Origin of the sequence: Rhodococcus sp. ARC_M12 (genome assembly GCF_022810385.1) — a bacterium.
GTDB lineage: Bacteria > Actinomycetota > Actinomycetes > Mycobacteriales > Mycobacteriaceae > Rhodococcoides > Rhodococcoides navarretei.
Genome location: NZ_JALGQI010000020.1, coordinates 90,439 through 108,590 on the forward strand (window position 1 = coordinate 90,439; position 18,152 = coordinate 108,590).

Annotated in this window: 19 protein-coding genes and 1 rRNA gene; 18 read left to right on the top strand and 2 right to left on the bottom strand. The window is 63.6% G+C overall.

Annotated features, from left to right (window positions below; all coding sequences use genetic code 11):
- The first annotated feature begins 75 nt into the window (after positions 1-75).
- The 15 genes from prfA (at position 76) to MTX35_RS22685 (ending at position 13,412) form a co-directional block, all read left to right on the top strand.
- On the top strand, positions 76-1,152 hold the full coding sequence (prfA, locus tag MTX35_RS22615; RefSeq protein WP_243597125.1) for a peptide chain release factor 1: 1,077 nt from the start codon (positions 76-78) through the stop codon (positions 1,150-1,152).
- Positions 1,153-1,258: 106 nt separating this feature from the next.
- A complete protein-coding gene (locus MTX35_RS22620) occupies positions 1,259-2,083 on the top strand; it encodes an SHOCT domain-containing protein (protein WP_243597126.1) in 825 nt (274 codons plus the stop codon).
- 34 nt (positions 2,084-2,117) lie between these two features.
- Entirely contained in the window at positions 2,118-3,002 is an 885-nt protein-coding gene (prmC, locus tag MTX35_RS22625) for a peptide chain release factor N(5)-glutamine methyltransferase (RefSeq protein WP_243597127.1), read from the top strand.
- A 66-nt stretch (positions 3,003-3,068) separates the two neighbouring features.
- Positions 3,069-3,731: an L-threonylcarbamoyladenylate synthase gene (locus MTX35_RS22630; RefSeq protein ID WP_243597140.1), complete on the top strand. Its 663-nt coding sequence runs from the start codon at positions 3,069-3,071 to the stop codon at positions 3,729-3,731.
- Between the two features lie 18 nt (positions 3,732-3,749).
- Complete coding sequence (locus MTX35_RS22635) at positions 3,750-4,961, top strand: glycosyltransferase family 4 protein (RefSeq protein ID WP_243597128.1); 1,212 nt, start codon at positions 3,750-3,752, stop codon at positions 4,959-4,961.
- 66 nt (positions 4,962-5,027) lie between these two features.
- Positions 5,028-5,459: a hypothetical protein gene (locus tag MTX35_RS22640; RefSeq protein WP_243597141.1), complete on the top strand. Its 432-nt coding sequence runs from the start codon at positions 5,028-5,030 to the stop codon at positions 5,457-5,459.
- 440 nt (positions 5,460-5,899) lie between these two features.
- A complete protein-coding gene (atpB, locus tag MTX35_RS22645) occupies positions 5,900-6,625 on the top strand; it encodes a F0F1 ATP synthase subunit A (RefSeq protein WP_243597129.1) in 726 nt (241 codons plus the stop codon).
- 78 nt (positions 6,626-6,703) lie between these two features.
- Positions 6,704-6,943, top strand: a complete 240-nt coding sequence (locus tag MTX35_RS22650) for an ATP synthase F0 subunit C (protein WP_008715092.1) — start codon at positions 6,704-6,706, stop codon at positions 6,941-6,943.
- 7 nt (positions 6,944-6,950) lie between these two features.
- Positions 6,951-7,511 (top strand): F0F1 ATP synthase subunit B, encoded by a 561-nt coding sequence (locus MTX35_RS22655; protein WP_243597130.1) that lies wholly within the window; start codon positions 6,951-6,953, stop codon positions 7,509-7,511.
- Positions 7,512-7,519: 8 nt separating this feature from the next.
- The gene (locus MTX35_RS22660; protein WP_243597131.1) at positions 7,520-8,347 is read left to right on the top strand and encodes a F0F1 ATP synthase subunit delta; all 828 of its coding nucleotides are present in this window, start codon (positions 7,520-7,522) and stop codon (positions 8,345-8,347) included.
- Positions 8,348-8,435: 88 nt separating this feature from the next.
- A complete protein-coding gene (atpA, locus tag MTX35_RS22665) occupies positions 8,436-10,079 on the top strand; it encodes a F0F1 ATP synthase subunit alpha (protein WP_243597132.1) in 1,644 nt (547 codons plus the stop codon).
- Positions 10,080-10,131: 52 nt separating this feature from the next.
- A complete protein-coding gene (locus tag MTX35_RS22670) occupies positions 10,132-11,103 on the top strand; it encodes a F0F1 ATP synthase subunit gamma (protein WP_037193379.1) in 972 nt (323 codons plus the stop codon).
- 3 nt (positions 11,104-11,106) lie between these two features.
- Complete coding sequence (gene atpD, locus MTX35_RS22675; protein WP_094638681.1) at positions 11,107-12,555, top strand: F0F1 ATP synthase subunit beta; 1,449 nt, start codon at positions 11,107-11,109, stop codon at positions 12,553-12,555.
- 30 nt (positions 12,556-12,585) lie between these two features.
- Positions 12,586-12,945 (top strand): F0F1 ATP synthase subunit epsilon, encoded by a 360-nt coding sequence (locus MTX35_RS22680; protein WP_243597142.1) that lies wholly within the window; start codon positions 12,586-12,588, stop codon positions 12,943-12,945.
- 29 nt (positions 12,946-12,974) lie between these two features.
- On the top strand, positions 12,975-13,412 hold the full coding sequence (locus MTX35_RS22685) for a DUF2550 domain-containing protein (protein WP_243597133.1): 438 nt from the start codon (positions 12,975-12,977) through the stop codon (positions 13,410-13,412).
- Here the strand turns inward: MTX35_RS22685 and MTX35_RS22690 are convergent, their stop codons facing one another.
- Positions 13,413-14,015 carry a cob(I)yrinic acid a,c-diamide adenosyltransferase gene (locus tag MTX35_RS22690; RefSeq protein ID WP_243597134.1) on the bottom strand — a complete coding sequence of 201 codons (603 nt, stop codon included), beginning with the start codon at positions 14,013-14,015 and terminating at the stop codon, positions 13,413-13,415.
- A gap of 54 nt (positions 14,016-14,069) precedes the next feature.
- On the opposite strand from MTX35_RS22690, the gene murA reads away from it, so the two are divergent.
- Entirely contained in the window at positions 14,070-15,323 is a 1,254-nt protein-coding gene (gene murA / locus MTX35_RS22695) for a UDP-N-acetylglucosamine 1-carboxyvinyltransferase (protein WP_243597135.1), read from the top strand.
- Here the strand turns inward: murA and MTX35_RS22700 are convergent.
- Complete coding sequence (locus tag MTX35_RS22700; RefSeq protein ID WP_243597136.1) at positions 15,263-16,720, bottom strand: PLP-dependent aminotransferase family protein; 1,458 nt, start codon at positions 16,718-16,720, stop codon at positions 15,263-15,265. The genes murA and MTX35_RS22700 overlap by 61 nt on opposite strands.
- 92 nt (positions 16,721-16,812) lie before the next feature.
- Here MTX35_RS22700 and MTX35_RS22705 point away from each other — a divergent pair, with 92 nt between their 5' ends.
- On the top strand, positions 16,813-17,496 hold the full coding sequence (locus tag MTX35_RS22705) for a pyridoxamine 5'-phosphate oxidase family protein (RefSeq protein WP_243597137.1): 684 nt from the start codon (positions 16,813-16,815) through the stop codon (positions 17,494-17,496).
- 555 nt (positions 17,497-18,051) lie between these two features.
- Positions 18,052-18,152, top strand: a 16S ribosomal RNA gene (locus tag MTX35_RS22710); the annotation flags it as partial.

Sequence of the window (18,152 nt, forward strand, 5' to 3'; positions counted from 1 at the left end):
GTGATTCACAGGACGGGCGTCGGCTTTTTTGTGTCCACATCCAGTTGCACCCGCGTTCGAGAGTGAGTCATCCCCATGGCGAGAACAGTGAAGCCTTCGGCCATCGACGACATCCTCGCCGAACACTCCGGGCTCGAGCAGCAACTGGCCGACCCCGCTCTGCACAACGACCCGTCCGCGGCCCGAAGAGCAGGCAAGAGGTTCGCCGAGCTGGCGCCCATCATGTCTGCACACACCAAGCTGACGTCCGCGCAGGACGATCTCGAAGCCGCGCGAGAGCTGGCCGCCGACGATTCGTCGTTCGCGGCCGAGATCCCCGACCTCGAGGCGACCGTCGTGCAGCTCGAGCAGACGCTGACCGATCTGCTGGCACCACGTGACCCGCACGACGGCGACGACATCGTGATGGAGGTCAAGTCGGGTGAGGGCGGCGAGGAATCGGCGCTCTTCGCTGCCGATCTGGCGCGGATGTACGTGCGCTACGCAGAACGCCGCGGCTGGCGCGTCGAGGTCCTCGACGCGAACGTCTCGGACCTGGGTGGATACAAGGACGCGACGTTGTCGATCAAGACCAAGGATCCGCTCGACGGCGTGTGGGCGCGGCTGAAGTTCGAGGGCGGCGTCCACCGCGTGCAGCGAGTGCCGGTGACCGAATCGCAGGGGCGCGTGCACACCTCCGCGGCCGGCATCCTGGTGTACCCCGAACCCGACGAGGTAGAGGAGGTGCAGATCGACGAGTCCGACCTGCGCATCGACGTGTACCGCTCGTCCGGCAAAGGCGGCCAGGGCGTCAACACCACCGACTCCGCAGTCCGGCTCACGCACCTTCCCACGGGCATCGTGGTCACCTGCCAGAACGAGCGCTCGCAGCTGCAGAACAAGGCGCGCGCGATGCAGGTGCTCGCCGCTCGCCTGCAGGCAGCAGCAGAAGAAGCCGCCGACGAAGAGGCCTCGGCCGGTAGGGCCAGTCAGGTGCGCACCGTCGACCGCTCCGAGCGAATCAGAACGTACAACTTCCCCGAGAATCGCATCACCGATCACCGGATCGGCTTCAAGGCCCACAACCTCGACTCACTTCTGGACGGTGAGATGGATGCGCTGCTCGACGCGCTGGCCAAGGCGGACCGAGATGCGCGAATGCAAGCAGAATAGTTGCGGCACATAGCTTTACAGAGTTCGCTGGGCTGATTCACCGATCGGTGCGATACCCTGGCGGCCAGGTTCGACACCGTACCAGCGCCCGAGAGGCACACCAGAGATGAACCAGGCCTTGACCCCCGCAGGCGAGAACGCCGTGTCCGAGCTGTCGTCGCGCTACGGCATCTCGACCGATGCCGTTCGTACGATGCTCGACGCCGTCAACAACGGCCGCGGCACCATGGCGCAGTTCAACATTCCCGAGCTCGGAGGCAGCGGGCAGTGGATGCGTGGCGGCATGACCATGGTCGGCAACATGTTCGATCACGGGCTCAAGAGCCGGGTCGACGGTCTCTGCCGGGATCTGTCTGCAGTGTTGGCGCAGCACCAGGTGTACCCGCCGAGGGAGGCCGGTAGTTCGTCCTTCGGTGGCAACTCGTTCGGTGGCGGCTCGTGGTGGCCCTCGGAGCTCGGTGCGCCGAGTTCGAGCGGTGGCCAGAACGGCTCGCAATATGCAGTGTTCCCGGGATCTCGACGCCTCGCCGTGTTGGTCGGCGGCGAACTGGCCGTGTACGACACTCTCGATCACTCGATCGGCGGAGTGCAGCAACAGCAGGGCGGCGGACCGGGATCACTGGAGTTCACCAGCCAGTACGGCACGTTCACCGCAGGTAGCCTCCCTCGCGTCGACCAGCAGTCGAGCGGAACGAACACGCAGAACCAGTCGGCACCGCAATCCGCTCCGCAGACGTACACGCAAGCGTCCTCGCCGCAGCAGTCCACGCCGCAGCAGTCCTCGAATCAGTCGTCTCAGGGCAATCGGTCGGGCGTCGACATCTCCGACATCACGGCTGCGATCGAGGCACTCGCAGGGTTGCACGCCAAGGGATTTCTGACCGACGACGAGTTCTACGCCAAGAAGTCGGAGTTGCTGGGACGGGTGTGACCGCGCTGTCGGTGGCTCGTGGCAGTCTGTACGGGTGAGTCGCAAGCCGCTACGTCTGGCCATCCTCGAAGCAACATCGATGCTGGAGGCGGCCGGTGTGCCGAGCCCACGGGTCGACGCAGAACTGCTTGCCGCGCACCTCGTGGGCGTGGAACGCGGCCGTCTCGGTCTGGTGCCGCTCGTCGAGCCAGAGCTTGTCGAGGCTTATTTCCGTACTGTCGAGCAACGCGCGAAACGCATTCCGCTGCAATACATCACGGGCACGACCTCGCTGGGGAACATCGACGTCGAAGTAGGCCCGGGCGTCTTTGTGCCGCGTCCGGAAACGGAGTTGCTGTTGGCCTGGGCTCTCGCGTTCCTCGAGAACGTCGACCACCATCCGCCCGTGATTCTCGACCTCTGCACGGGTTCGGGTGCCTTGGCGTTGGCGATCGCCAACGCTCGGCCGGACGCCGTCGTCCATGCCGTCGAGCTGGACCCGTCGGCGTTGGCGTGGGCCCGTCGCAACGCGGATCTTCGCAGCGGACACGGCGATACGCCGATCACTCTGCACCACGGCGACGTCACTGCTCGTGACCTGTTGACCGAACTCGACGGTGCAGTCGACATGATCGTCGCGAACCCGCCCTACATCCCGGAGGGCGCACATCTCGATCCCGAGGTGATCGATCACGACCCGCACATGGCGCTGTTCGGTGGCGCGGACGGATTGTCGGTCATCGAACCGATGATCGGTAATATCGCCCGCTGGCTTCGAATCGGAGGCGGTGTCGCGATCGAACACGACGACTCCAATGGACGCGAGGTGGCGGCACTGCTGTCCCGACGACGGGTGTTCACCGAGGTCACCGCGCATCCGGATCTCGCGGGAAGGCCCAGGTTCGTCGTCGCCGCACGGGCACGCCCGGCCGAAGCCTGACGACGGGAACGGCAGGCGGGAGACACCTGACATCACTTCGTTATCGAAGGTGGAAGGATGGTCGCCGTGAGTACCGTCTACGACTGTCGTGAAGCCGATGCGCGCGCTGCCGGATTGACCGCGGCCCGCGGTGCCCTCAAGTCCGGTCGACTCGTCGTCATGCCTACCGACACCTTGTACGGGATCGCCGCGGATGCATTCGACGGCAGCGCTGTCACGGATCTGCTGCGTGCCAAGGGCAGGGGACGCGATATGCCGGTTCCGGTGCTCGTCGGTTCGTGGAACACCATCGACGGCCTGGTCCAGAGCGTCCGACCGCGGACCCGAGACCTGATTCGCGCCTTCTGGCCCGGCGCGCTGAGCATCGTGGTGCAGCAGGCTCCGTCTCTGGCCTGGGACCTGGGTGATGCTCAGGGCACCGTCATGCTGCGGATGCCTCTGCATCCGGTTGCGCTCGAGCTGCTGCGTGAGGTCGGCCCGCTCGCAGTCTCCAGCGCCAATATCTCCGGAAGTCCACCGGCCACCACGGTGACCGAGGCGCGAGACCAGCTCGGCGGCTCGGCCGCGGTCTACCTGGACGGGGGACCCGCCGATCACGCGGTGGCGTCGACCATCATCGATCTGACGAGCGATCGAGCACGAATTCTGCGGGTCGGTGCCATTCCCACCGACAAGATTGCCGAGGTTCTCGGGGTCACCGCCGAAAGCCTGGTCCCGGGAGCGTCCTGACATGCCCGTCCGTCCCGCATGAGCGGCGAGGTACTGGCTCAGTCGAATCTGGGTGCAGGCGTTCCGATTCGCGAACTGCTGCTGGTCTTTCTCACGGCCGCTGTGGTCACGTTCTTCGCCACCGGCGGAGTTCGGGTGGCGGCGATCAAGTTCGGTGCTGTCGCCGTTCCTCGTGATCGTGACGTCCACGTGCAGGCCACCCCGAGGCTCGGGGGAGTGGGGATCTACGCAGGAATGCTGGCTGCGCTGCTGTTCGCGTCGCAGTTGCCTGCGCTGGCTCGCGGGTTCGACGTCGCCTACAACCGCGATATTCCGGCCGCACTGGTTGCCGGCTTCGTGATCGTGCTGGTCGGCGTCATCGACGACCGATGGGGTCTGGATGCTCTGACCAAGTTCGTGGGCCAGGTGACGGCGGCGGGAGTCCTCGTCATCATGGGTGTGAGCTGGGTCGTGCTGTATCAGCCGTGGGGCGGCGAAGAGGGACAGCCCGGAACCACGCTCGTACTGGACCAACTGCAAGCCGGACTGGTGACCGTTCTGATCACCGTCGTGATCGTCAACGCGATGAACTTCGTCGACGGGCTCGACGGGTTGGCCGCAGGCCTCGGGCTCATCTCCTCGGTGGCGATCTGCATCTTCTCGGTGGGGCTGCTGCAGGAGCAGGGTGGAGACGTCGGTGTCTACCCGCCCGCGCTGATCGCAGCAGCTCTGGCAGGTGCCTGCCTGGGATTTCTGCCGCACAATTTCCAACCCGCTCGCATCTTCATGGGCGATTCGGGATCCATGCTGATCGGGCTGACGCTGGCCACGGTCTCGACGAGTGCCTCGGGGCGGATCCCGTTGACGGCATACGGACCACGCGATCTGCTGGGTCTGTTGTCGCCGCTTCTGCTGGTCGGGGCCGTCATGCTCATCCCCATACTCGATCTGCTGCTGGCTGTGATTCGCCGCACCAGGGCCGGACGCAGCCCCTTCAGCCCGGACAAGATGCACCTGCATCATCGACTCCTGCAAATCGGTCACTCGCATCGACGCGTGGTGCTGGTGATCTACCTGTGGGTCGGTGTCCTCGCCTTCGGGGCCGTCGGATCGTCCCTGCTGGACCGGCGGATAGTGGTGCTCCTGGTGGCGGCCGGTCTGGTGTTCGCGCTGGTCGTGACCGCTGTGCCCACGTTGAGGGTGGATCGATCTCGAGGCTCGGCACCCCGACGCGAGGGACGGGGCGGCTGATCCCGTCGGCTGTTCGTAGTCGCGTGCTGGGTACCCTCGACAACTGTGACCTTCACTCCGCAGTCCATGCCCGACCAATTCGCGCCGCTTCGCGCCGCGGTTCGATACGGACTCATCGGACTGGTGGTGCTGACGGTGGTGAGCGTCGGCATTGCGGTCGCTGCAGCCGGAACGCCCGGCCTGTGGGGATCGCTCATCGGTGTGGCCATCGGCGGAGGCTTCGTCATCACGACGGCATTGTCGGTTGCGCTCACCACACGTTTTCCGGCCTCGGCCGTCGGGGCACTGCTGCTCGGCGGGTGGTTGGTGAAGATGGTGATTGCGCTGATCGTGCTGGTTGCGCTGAAGGACGCCGACTTCTACAACCGCTACGCGTTGGGACTGACCATTCTGGGAGCGCTCGTCGTCGTCCTCGGCGCAGAGGTCTTCGGGGTCGTCAAGACCAAGGTCGCCTACGTGGATGCGGTTCCGGCGGAGGACAACCCCGACAATCGGTAGTACGACAGGCTGTCGTAATCGGTTAAGCTGAGGGCCGCCTACACAACGTCGTAGTTCTGTTGATAAAGTTTGCATCAAGCGGTGGGCAAGACTGGGACGAAAGAGACTTTTTCCCCGGACTGGACCCCCGCAGGTAGCAGTCAGCGTGAGCTTCCTTACAGTAGGCCCGGAGTCATCGACTTCGGCAACGTAAGGTTCCGCCTGAGAGTTGCCGAGTCGACGTGAGTCGCCTACACCCGACAGACGCTTGGCCGATGAAGACCGGGCCTCAGCCTCTGACGATTGCGAGCCGATTTTCGTCGACTTGATAGATCGTCATTGTCCGATCGAACCGCAGCCGCTAGCCGGCTGCGGCCCGAACACGGGAGAGACCGCTGAGCGTCACCACCCTGGCTGCGGAATACAGTCCGCCGTCACTATCCGATTTCTTTCCTCCCGCGGTGCTGTTCGAGGGGACTCCGTTCGAGCTCGACAGACTGATGCTCATCCGCATCCTGATGTCGGCGATTCTGATCATCTTCATGGTGGTTGCCCTCCGCAGCCCGAAGATCGTTCCGCGTGGTCTTCAGAACGTCGGAGAGATCGCTCTCGATTTCGTTCGGATCCACGTCGCAGAAGATGTGCTCGGTAAAGAACAGGGACGCCGATTCCTGCCCGTCATCATGACCATCTTCTTCACTGTGTTCGCGGTGAATGCGAGTGCCGTCATTCCGTTTCTGAACATCTCGTCGAACGCACGCATCGGCCTACCGATCGTGCTCGCTGCGGTTGCGTACGTCGCGTTCATCTACGCCGGTGTGAAGAAGTTCGGTGTCGGGAAGTTCGTCAAGGGCACCATCGTCATTCCGGGCATTCCTCCGGCGATGCACGTGCTGCTCATACCGCTGGAGTTCGTCTCGAACTTCGTGCTTCGCCCGTTCACGTTGACGGTGCGTCTGCTCGCCAACATGCTGGCCGGCCACATCATGCTCGTGCTGTTCTTCAGCGCGACCCAGTTCTTCCTCTTCGAGGCGTCGGCCGGGCTGAAGATCTTCGCGGCACCCTCGCTCATCATGGGCTTCCTGTTCACGTTGTTCGAGATGCTGGTGATCTTCCTCCAGGCCTACATTTTCGCGCTGCTCACGGCGATCTACATCGATCTGTCGCTGCACGCCGACTCGCACTGACCGACCAACTGACCGAACCAGCTACACCGCCACCTCCGACACCCGGATGTGGACCGAAGAAAGGGAACGGAAAACCCAATGAGCCTTGAAGTTCTGGCCCAGGCGCAGGAAATCACCGCAAGCGGATACGGCGCCATCGGCTACGGCCTCGCAGCGATCGGTGGTGGCATCGGCCTCGGCCTCGTCGTCGCCAAGAACATGGAAGCAACCGCTCGTCAGCCCGAGCTGGCCGGTCAGCTCCGTACCACCATGTTCCTCGGCATCGCATTCACCGAGTCCCTCGCCCTGATCGGCCTCGTCGCCGGCTTCATTCTCTGAGAGCGCGATGACAAACGCGATTACGTTGCTGGCGGCGGAGGGGGAGGAGTACAACCCTCTTCTGCCCGCAACCTACGACATCGTTTGGTCGCTCGTCTGTGTCGCAGCAATCGGCTTCCTGTTCTGGAAGTACGTTGTGCCGCGCTTCACCAAGGTTCTCGCTGAGCGTTCCGAGCTCATCGAAGGCGGAATCAAGAAGGCAGAAGAGGCACAGGCCGAAGCCAAGGCGGCACTCGAGCAGTACCACGCTCAGCTGGCCGACGCCCGTTCCGAGGCCGCGCAGATCCGTGAGGAAGCGCGTACCCAGGGACAGGCAATTCTCGCCGAGATGAAGGAAAAGGCGCAGGAAGAAAGCGACCGGATCGTGGCCGCAGGTCACAATCAGCTCGTTGCTCAGCGTCAGCAGATCGTCACCGAGCTTCGGGGAGATCTGGGACGCACGGCCGTCGAACTCGCTGAGAAGGTCATCGGAGAGCAGTTGTCCGACGACGCGAAGCGTTCCAGTTCGATCGATCGCTTCCTCAACGAGCTGGATTCCGTCACCGCGGACTCCGCAGCCGGAAAGTGAGTCGAACCATGTACGCAACTTCTCGAGAGGCACTCGCCCGCACGCGGTCGGTTGCCCACGAAGCTCTGGGGTCCGCGTCGGCAGGCGAGGCAACAGCCGTCGCTGCTCAGACCGGTGCCGAGTTGTTCGCCGTCGTCGAGACTCTCGACGCGCAGCGCACGTTGCGTACCGCTCTCGCCGATGCGTCGGTCGAGGGCGTTCGGCGAAGCGATCTGGCCGGAGAGGTCTTCTCCGGCCAGGTGTCGAGTGCAACGGCGACGATCGTCAAGGCCGCAGCCGGCGAAAGCTGGTCCACCGCTCGTGACCTGCTGAACTCACTGGTCGAGCTGGGACGTGAAGCTCTGCTTCGCGCCGCTGCCGATCAGGATCAGTTGGACACGGTCGAGGACGAGCTGTTCCGGCTCGGACGGATCGTGGCAGCCAACCCGCAACTCGAGCAGGCCCTGTCGGATCGCTCGAAGCCGTCGCAGGCCAAGCGTGAACTGCTCGGTCGTCTGCTGTACGGCAAGGTCACCGCGGTCACCGAGGCGCTCGCAGTTCAGGCTGTGACGCGTCCGCGGAAGGCGGCTCCCGCCGACGTGCTCAACGGATTGGCCGATCTGGCCGCCGAACAGCGCGACCGCGCGGTTGCACACGTTCGTAGCGCAGCCCCACTGAGCGACAGTCAGCTCGAGAAGCTGACGGCAACCTTGACCCGCACGTACGGCAAGCAGGTCACGGTGCACGTCGAGGTCGATACCGAACTGCTCAGCGGACTTGTCGTTCGTATCGGCGACGAGGTCATCGACGGTAGCGGGGCAGGCCGCCTCGCTGCATTGCGAAAGACGCTCAAATAGTCCGACACGGACACAGTAACGAGAAGAAGCGTCTCGACTTTCGAGACATTTCACCCCGCGATCATTTGAAGGAAGAGCAGGAAACACTATGGCGGAGCTGACGATCTCCTCCGACGAGATCCGTAGCGCGATCGATAACTTCACCGCGAGCTACTCACCGGAGTCTTCCCGCGAGGAGGTCGGCACGGTTACGGACACGAGCGACGGAATCGCTCACGTGTCCGGATTGCCGTCGGCGATGTCCAACGAACTCCTGGAATTCCCCGGCGGAGTCCTCGGTGTCGCGCTGAACCTGGATGCCACCGAAATCGGTGCCGTCATCCTCGGTGACTACGAGCACATCGAAGAAGGCCAGGAAGTCAAGCGCACCGGAGACGTGCTGTCGGTCCCCGTGGGCGATGGCTACCTCGGCCGCGTCGTCGACCCCCTGGGCAAGCCCATCGACGGCCTCGGCGACATCGAGTCCTCCGAGACCCGCGCCCTCGAACTGCAGGCTGCCTCGGTGCTCGAGCGCCAGCCCGTCGAGGAGCCGCTGCAGACCGGCATCAAGGCGATCGACGCCATGACCCCGATCGGCCGCGGCCAGCGTCAGCTCATCATCGGCGACCGCAAGACCGGCAAGACCGCGGTCTGCATCGACGCGATCCTGAACCAGAAGGCCAACTGGGAGAGCGGCGACGACAAGAAGCAGGTTCGCTGCATCTACGTCGCCATCGGCCAGAAGGGCTCCACGATCGCAGGCGTCAAGGCTGCACTCGAGGAGCAGGGCGCACTCGAATACACGACCATCGTCGCGGCTCCCGCGTCCGATTCGGCCGGCTTCAAGTGGCTCGCCCCGTACACCGGCTCGGCCATCGGCCAGCACTGGATGTACCAGGGCAAGCACGTCCTCATCGTGTTCGACGACCTGACCAAGCAGGCCGAGGCGTACCGCGCCATCTCGCTGCTGCTGCGTCGTCCGCCGGGCCGCGAGGCATACCCCGGTGACGTCTTCTACTTGCACTCCCGTCTGCTCGAGCGTTCGGCCAAGCTCTCCGACGAGCTCGGCGGTGGATCGTTGACGGCTCTGCCGATCATCGAGACCAAGGCCAACGACGTCTCGGCGTACATCCCGACCAACGTCATCTCCATCACCGACGGCCAGGTCTTCCTGGAGTCGGACCTGTTCAACAAGGGCGTCCGTCCCGCAATCAACGTGGGCATCTCGGTGTCCCGAGTCGGCGGTGCGGCACAGACCAAGGGCATGAAGAAGGTCTCCGGATCTCTTCGCCTCGAGCTCGCTCAGTTCCGTGAGCTCGAAGCCTTCTCGGCGTTCGCATCCGACCTCGACGCAGCCTCCAAGGCACAGCTCGAGCGCGGCGCACGTCTGGTCGAGCTGCTCAAGCAGGATCAGTACGCCCCGGTTGCCGTCGAAGATCAGATCGTCTCGATCTGGCTCGCCGGCCAGGGCACGTACGACTCGGTGCCCGTCGGCGACGTGCGTCGCTTCGAGACCGATCTGCTCGAGGATCTGCACCGCAATGCCAGCGGTGTCTACGACAGCATTGCCGGTGGCAAGGCGCTCGACGAGGACAACCAGAAGGCACTGACCGAGGCGACCGAGAAGTTCAAGGCCGGATTCGTCGACTCGGACGGCAACCGTGTCGTCAACGAGGCCGAGGCAGACACTCTGAACGCCGACGAGGTCAGCCAGGAGCAGGTCAACGTCACCCGCAAGACAGTCAGCAAGTAGGCCCGCGATGACAGGTGACATGACGAGCACAGAAGGGAGCGTGAACAGCTAGATGGCAAGCATTCTCGAGCTTCGCTCCCGCATCAAGTCGGTCAACTCGACCAAGAAGATCACCAAGGCACAAGAGTTGATCGCGACATCGCGAATCACCAAGGCGCAGGCCCGCGTTGCCGCATCGAAGCCGTACGCGGAAGAGATCACCAAGGTGCTCTCCGCGTTGGCGAGTGCATCGAGTTCGCTCGATCACCCGCTGCTCAACGAGCGACCCGAGCCCAAGCGTGCAGCGGTTCTGGTCGTGACCAGCGACCGCGGTATGTGCGGCGGCTACAACTCCAACGTGCTCAAGGAGACGGAGGAGCTGTTCCAGCTGCTCCGCTCCGAGGGCAAGGATCCGGTCATCTACGTGCTCGGCGCAAAAGGCTTGGGCTACTACACATTCCGCGAGCGGGACGTGAAGGGTGCGTGGACGGGCTTCTCGCAGGAGCCCGGGTACGCCGACGCCGCCAAGGCGAGCAGGCACCTGGTCGAGTTGTTCATGGCCGGGTCTGGCACCGAGGTCGACGCTCCCAACGGTGAAGGCACCGTCGAGGGCGTGGACGAGTTGCACATCGTCTACACCCGCTTCGTGTCGATGCTCACGCAGAAGCCCGAAGTTCGCCGGATGGCACCTCTCGAAATCTCGTACACCGACGAGGAGTTCGAGATGGGTGCAGACGCGTTGAGCGACTCGCCGACCGCAGATGTGCAGGCACAGTACGAGTTCGAGCCGGAGGCAGGAACTCTGCTGTCGGCGCTGTTGCCCAAGTACATCAGCACCAGGATCTACGCGTCGTTGCTCGATGCAGCAGCGTCGGAGTCCGCGGCGCGTCGTACCGCCATGAAGGCAGCGACGGACAACGCGAACGAATTGGTCGAGACCTTGAGCCGTCAGGCCAACCAGGCTCGGCAGGCCCAGATCACCCAGGAAATCAGCGAAATCGTCGGTGGCGCCAACGCGTTGGCCGACAGCGCAGGAAGTGACTAAGCAATGACCGCAGCAGTAGCCCAAGAGAACGCGAGCGGAGCGGACACACAGTCCGGCCGTGTCGTTCGGGTCATCGGCCCCGTTGTGGACGTCGAGTTCCCGCGCGGCTCGATTCCCGCATTGTTCAACGCCCTCAACGCAGAGATCACTCTGCCGACCGTGGCCAAGACCCTGACGCTCGAGGTCGCACAGCACCTCGGCGACAACTTGGTTCGCACCATTTCGATGCAGCCCACCGACGGACTCGTCCGCGGCACCGCAGTCATCGACTCGGGCAAGCCGATCTCGGTTCCCGTCGGTGACGTCGTCAAGGGCCACGTGTTCAACGCCCTCGGTGACTGCCTGGACACCCCTGGACTCGGCCGTGACGGCGAGCAGTGGGGCATCCACCGTAAGCCACCAGCCTTCGATCAGCTCGAGGGCAAGACCGAGATCCTCGAGACCGGCATCAAGGTCATCGACCTTCTGACCCCGTACGTCAAGGGCGGAAAGATCGGTCTGTTCGGTGGTGCCGGTGTCGGCAAGACCGTGCTGATCCAGGAAATGATCACCCGTATCGCACGCGAGTTCTCGGGCACCTCGGTGTTCGCAGGAGTCGGCGAGCGCACCCGTGAGGGCACCGACCTTCACCTCGAAATGGAAGAGATGGGCGTCCTCCAGGACACCGCCCTCGTCTTCGGCCAGATGGACGAGCCGCCCGGCACGCGTATGCGCGTGGCGTTGTCGGCACTGACCATGGCGGAGTACTTCCGCGATGTTCAGGGACAGGACGTTCTTCTGTTCATCGACAACATCTTCCGCTTCACCCAGGCAGGTTCGGAGGTGTCGACCCTTCTCGGTCGTATGCCGTCGGCCGTCGGTTACCAGCCCACGCTGGCGGACGAGATGGGTGAGCTCCAGGAGCGCATCACCTCGACCCGTGGACGCTCGATCACCTCACTGCAGGCGATCTACGTTCCCGCCGACGACTACACCGACCCGGCACCGGCCACGACGTTCGCGCACCTCGATGCGACGACCGAGCTCTCGCGTCCGATTTCGCAGATGGGTATCTACCCCGCTGTGGACCCGCTGAGCTCCACCTCGCGCATCCTCGAGCCCGGCATCGTCGGTGCGGAGCACTTCCGCGTCGCCAACGAGGTCAAGCGGATCCTGCAGAAGTACAAGGAGCTGCAGGACATCATCGCCATTCTCGGTATGGACGAGCTTCAGGAAGAGGACAAGGTTCTGGTCGGCCGCGCACGCCGCCTCCAGAAGTTCCTCGGCCAGAACTTCATCGTTGCCGAGAAGTTCACCGGCGAGGCCGGTTCGGTCGTGTCGCTGTCCGACACCATCGAGGCGTTCGACAAGGTCACCAAGGGTGAGTACGACCACCTTCCCGAGCAGGCCTTCAACAGCTGTGGCGGTCTCGACGATGTCGAGGCAGCCGCGAAGAAGATGGCCGGAAAGTAGACCGACGTGACTTCTTCCGAGAAGAGCGGCATGGAGGTCTCCCTGGTCGCTGTGGAGCAAAAGCTGTGGTCCGGTACCGCGACCATCGTCAGCGCTCAGACCACCGAAGGTGAGATCGGCATCATGCTGGGCCACGAGCCTGTCCTCGGGCAGTTGATCGAGGGCGGCACGGTGTCGATCACGACCACGGACGGCGAGAAGCTCATCGCAGCCGTCCACGGTGGATTCCTGTCGGTGACGGGCAAGACGGTCACCGTGCTGGCAGAATCGGCCGACTTCGCAGAAGACATCGATGTCGAAGCGGCACGGGCTGTAGTGACAGAGAACGGGGACGACCTCGAGGCCATCGCTGTGGCCAAGGGACGTATCCGCGCTGTCGAGCGGTCCTAGGTTCACGAGAAGCCGCGACGAGACCTGCGATGCACACCGGATTGATTGTTCTGATCATTCTGGTTGTGCTGCTCGCAGGGCTCGTCGCGGCTTTTGCGTACCGTCTGACGGTTCTCAGGCGTGGGGGCACCGCGGCGATCATGCGAGTGTTGCCGTCGGAGGGTGGCACCGGTTGGCGCCACGGCATCATTAGGTACGGCGACAACACGCTGGTGTTCTTCAAATTGTCGAGCCTGCGTCCCGGCCCCGATCATCGGTTGGGCCGACAGGACGTTCACGTGGGGGATCGACGAGCACCGCGGGACACCGAGTTCGACATCATGACCTCCGACATCGCAGTGTTGGAGCTGTCCGATGGCGGAAAGAACTACGAGATAGCGCTGGACAGAAGTGCGTTGACCGCTTTCCTGTCCTGGGTGGAGTCGCGGCCATCGGGCCGCTCGCGTCGCCGCCGACCGGCGGCCTGATCAATTCCCGTCGGTAGTCGGCTCGCTCGACGCGCGGCTCGATCCCGGAACCCACTGGACATCGCCTTCGGGGTTGGCGTGGCGGCTCAGAATGAACAAAAGATCCGAGAGTCGGTTGAGGTACTTCGCCGGCAACGCACTCGTCGTGTCCGGGCTTGCGTGCACAGCAGCCCAAGCCGATCGTTCGGCACGGCGGGCCACCGTTCGCGACACATGTAGCAAGGCTCCCAAAGGCGTTCCACCTGGCAGGATGAACGACGTCAGTGCGGGCAGCTCCTCGTTGAATTCGTCGCACCAGCTTTCGAGGCGGTCGACGTAGCTCTGATCGATGCGCAGTGGAGGGTATTGCGGATCCTCGACGACCGGAGTGGAGAGATCGGCCCCCGCGTCGAACAGATCGCTCTGGATGGTTCGGATCACCGAATACACCGATTCGGGCGGGTTGCCCAGCGCGAGAACGACTCCGAGGCTTGCATTGGTCTCGTCGCAGTCGGCGTAGGCAATCAGGCGTTCGTCGTTCTTCGACACTCGCGAGAAGTCGCTGAGCCCGGTGGTCCCGTCGTCGCCGGTTCTCGTATAGATGCGGGTGAGGTGAACGGCCATGCGGGCTACGGTACCGCGCGGGTGTCGGTCGGTCCCGCTGGCTACGCTGTCGAAGTGAGTGAACGCTTTTTGGTCAACGGTGGTAACCGCCTCGTCGGTGAGGTGGCGGTCGGGGGCGCGAAGAACAGCGTCCTCAAGCTGATGGCGGCGGCGCTGCTGGCCGAGGGCACCAGCACGATCACGAACTGCCCCGACATCCTGGATGTACCGCTGATGGCAGAGGTCTTGCGCGGGCTCGGCTGTGAGGTCGAATTGGACGGTTCGGTCGTCCACATCACCACTCCGGCCATGCCGAAATATCATGCCGATTTCGCGGCAGTTCGCCAGTTCCGAGCCTCCGTGTGTGTCTTGGGACCGCTGGTCGCGCGGTGCAAGAGAGCCGTCGTTGCTCTGCCCGGTGGCGACGCGATCGGTTCGCGACCCCTCGACATGCACCAGTCCGGTCTCCAATTGCTGGGCGCGCGCAGCGAAATTCAACACGGATGCGTGGTCGCAGAAGCAGACGAACTGCGCGGGGCGAACATCAGACTCGCGTTTCCGTCCGTGGGTGCCACCGAGAACATCTTGATGGCTGCTGTCCTCGCCACCGGGGAGACGGTGATCGACAACGCGGCGCGTGAGCCGGACATCGTCGACGTCTGCAACATGCTCAACGAGATGGGTGCCGACGTTCGCGGTGCAGGCACATCGACCTTGACCATTCGTGGTGTGAGCGCGCTGAAGCCCACGACCCACAAGGTGATCGGCGATCGTATCGTCGCCGCGACCTGGGGAATCGCCGCCGCGATGACGCGTGGGGACGTTCGAGTGCGCGGGGTCAATCCGAAGCACCTTTCGTTGGTGTTGGACAAACTGAGGTCGGCCGGGGCCGAGGTCACCAGTGAGCCGGACGGCTTTCGCGTCGTTCAACACGAGCGTCCGCGGGCGGTCAATTTCGCGACGCTTCCGTACCCGGGGTTTCCGACCGACCTCCAGCCGATGGCCATCGGGCTTGCAACCGTCGCCGACGGCACGTCGATGATCACCGAAAACGTCTTCGAGGCACGATTCCGATTCGTCGAGGAGATGATCAGACTCGGGGCCGACGCTCGCACAGACGGCCACCATGCCGTGGTCCGCGGTGTGCCGCAGCTGTCCAGTGCGCCGGTGTGGTCCTCCGACATTCGGGCGGGGGCGGGCTTGGTACTCGCAGGACTGGTGGCCGACGGCACGACCGAGGTGCACGACGTGTTCCACATCGACAGGGGCTATCCACGGTTCGTGGAAAATCTGACCGCTCTCGGAGGGAGCATCGAGCGGGTCAGCTGACCAAGCCTGCTTTCGAGGACGTCGACCAGTACTCGCAGGGCACGATCGAATCGATCGTCCGCCACCGAGCCGTAGCCGACGACGATTCCACCTTGGGTGGTGGGCGACCGCGTCGAGTGTTCGAGGGTGGACACGGCGACCCCGTTCGCTGCGCAGTCGGCTGCGACGTGGCGTGCTACCTCGGTGTCGAGCATCAGAACGGTATGCAGCCCGGCACCGACACCACGAAGCTCGCCGAATCGAGAGAGCGCGGCGTTGACGACGCGGTCACGTGCCCGATAGATCCGACGCGCGGTGCGTACGGATCGGTCCCATTCGCCGTCGCGTAGCAGTGAGCTCATCGCGTGCTGGATGGGAACCGAGGGGTGGTCACCGATTGCGCGACGTGTGTCGGTGATGCGCTCGACCATCGACGGGGGAGCCACCATCCATCCGAGTCGTACGCCGGCACCCAACGTCTTCGATACGGTTCCCAAGTAGACGGCGCGGTCCGGAACGAGCTCGGTGACTGTAGGCAAAGGTGCTATGCCATAACGGAATTCGGAATCGTAGTCGTCTTCGATGATGGTCGATCCAATGCTTCGTGCCCAGTCCGCCAGTGCACGCCTGCGACCGATGGGCATGAGCCCGCCGGTGGGGTATTGGTGTGAGGGGGTGACATAGATGGCAGGGGTCCTCGGAGGTACGAATTCAAGTTCTTCGACTACTAGGCCTTCACGGTCGACAGGGACATCGTGAACGGACCACCTGCGGTGGGTCGCGAGGGCGGCGGCTGATCGATATCCCGGATTCTCCAGTGCGAGAACATGTTCGACACCGACGTTCGCGGAGAGTGCGCCCAGTACCAAGTCCAGACCGTGGATGCTTCCCGTGGTTACGACGATCGAATCCGCGGTGGTGTGCAGTCCACGTGCACGGCCCAGCAGGTCCGCGATGCGTGTTCTCAGGTCGAGCAAGCCTGCCGGATCGGGGTAGTCGCCGGGCGGGGGCGATACGCCGACATCTCGCCAGGCCCGCTTCCACGCTTCGGACGCGCGCGGGGGAGTCCACGGTATTCCGGGTCGGAGCGAAATGCGCTGAGCAACCGGTGGGTTTTCTTGTGCTCGGCGTGGGCTGCGGCGCGATCGAACGGCATGCGCAACATCTCGGACGTAAGTGCCGGATCCGCGACGTGCATCGAGCCAACCTTCGGCCACGAGCTGCTGGTACGCCTTCTCCACCACCGCGCGAGCCAAGCCCACTTCGGTGGAAAGCGCTCTGGTGCTGGGCAATCGGGCGCCAGGCGCAAGCTCGCCGCGATCGATGGCCGCGCGGATACCGTCGGCTACTTGAACGGGCAACGTACGACGGTCGGCGCGATCGACCGTGATCGACAGCGAATTCGCCGGCAAGGTCATCGTGCGCCACCTGTCGAGGTAGATAAGTGGCCTAGCAAAGTCACTACCAATTGGACCATGACAGTGAGCCAACCGAGCGGGATCCTGTATTCATGACGACCGACGAATCATTCCTGTCCCCGACGCCCAGAACCACAGTGATCCGTGGTCGGCAGCGCGCGCGAGCAGAGCGATCGGCACTGCTGGACGTTCTCCGCTCGGCTCGCCTCTGCCATCTGGGCGTGGTGGTGGAGAACGTGCCGCGTGTGCTTCCGACCGTGTTCGGCGTGGATCCGGACGGCCCGGACAGGGACGGAACTCTGTACCTGCACGGCTCGGTCGCCTCTCGCAGCCTGATCGAGGCTCCGGCCCAGGACATCTGCGTCACGGTTACCGTCGTCGACGGGTTGGTCCTGGCTCGATCCGCGTTCCATCACTCGATGAACTATCGAAGTGCGGTCGTGGTTGGGCGGCCGCGTCGAGTGGAGGACGAGCAGGAGCGAATCCGCGCTTTGGACGCAATAGTCGATCAGGTCGTCCCGGGTAGAAGTGCACACCTGCGTGCGCATACGAGGAAAGAAGTCGCAGCGACCAGCGTGCTGGCGCTTTCGCTGTACGAGGCATCGGTGAAGGCACGTACCGGCGGACCGGTCGACGATGCCTCCGACATTGCTGCCGGGGGAGTCTGGGCGGGGGTTGTGCCCATCGGTGACAGCGTCGGGCGTGCAGTACGTGCCGATGACGTGGAACCACACCTTGCAGAGCCGGACCACGTAGTCGCGTTGTCTCGCTCCTGAAACCGGTGTCGACAGCAATTTCCGCAAATATGGCTGGCGTCACACGACAGGATTTGTCGTCGGAACGGAGCAGGCTGGAGCGTCCATGTGCTCGGACCTGCATGGATGCGTGCACAAGCTCGATCAACCAGCCGATTTGCGCGCATGGGGTTGGTGGCGTAACTTTTGTCGAGTCAGAGCGACGGACACCGACCTGGTCTTCACGGACTGGGATACGAGGTTGGACGTGTGGCCTGGCAGGTTGTATCCCCCAAGAGTCGGGCCTTGTGTCCGAGACCAAGCTGGGATAGGCTGGAACAGTTGCCCTGGAGGCCTTCGGACGGTGTGTTCGTGGGTCGAGAGTGTGTGCGTGTTCTTTGAGAACTCAACAGTGTGTCGATGAATGTCAGTGCCGAATTTTATTTGGTGAAAGCATTCGATGTATCAGCCATCCGCTTGTGGTGGTTGTTGTCGGGTGTTGTTTTGAATATGCTAGTTGAGTTTTTTTGCTAGTGATTTGACTTGATGTCTTTGACTGATTCGCAGCCTCTTCGGGGGTTGTTGTTTCGCAGGTCTTTTACGGAGAGTTTGATCCTGGCTCAGGACGAACGCTGGCGGCGTGCTTAACACATGCAAGTCGAGCGGTAAGGCCTTTCGGGGTACACGAGCGGCGAACG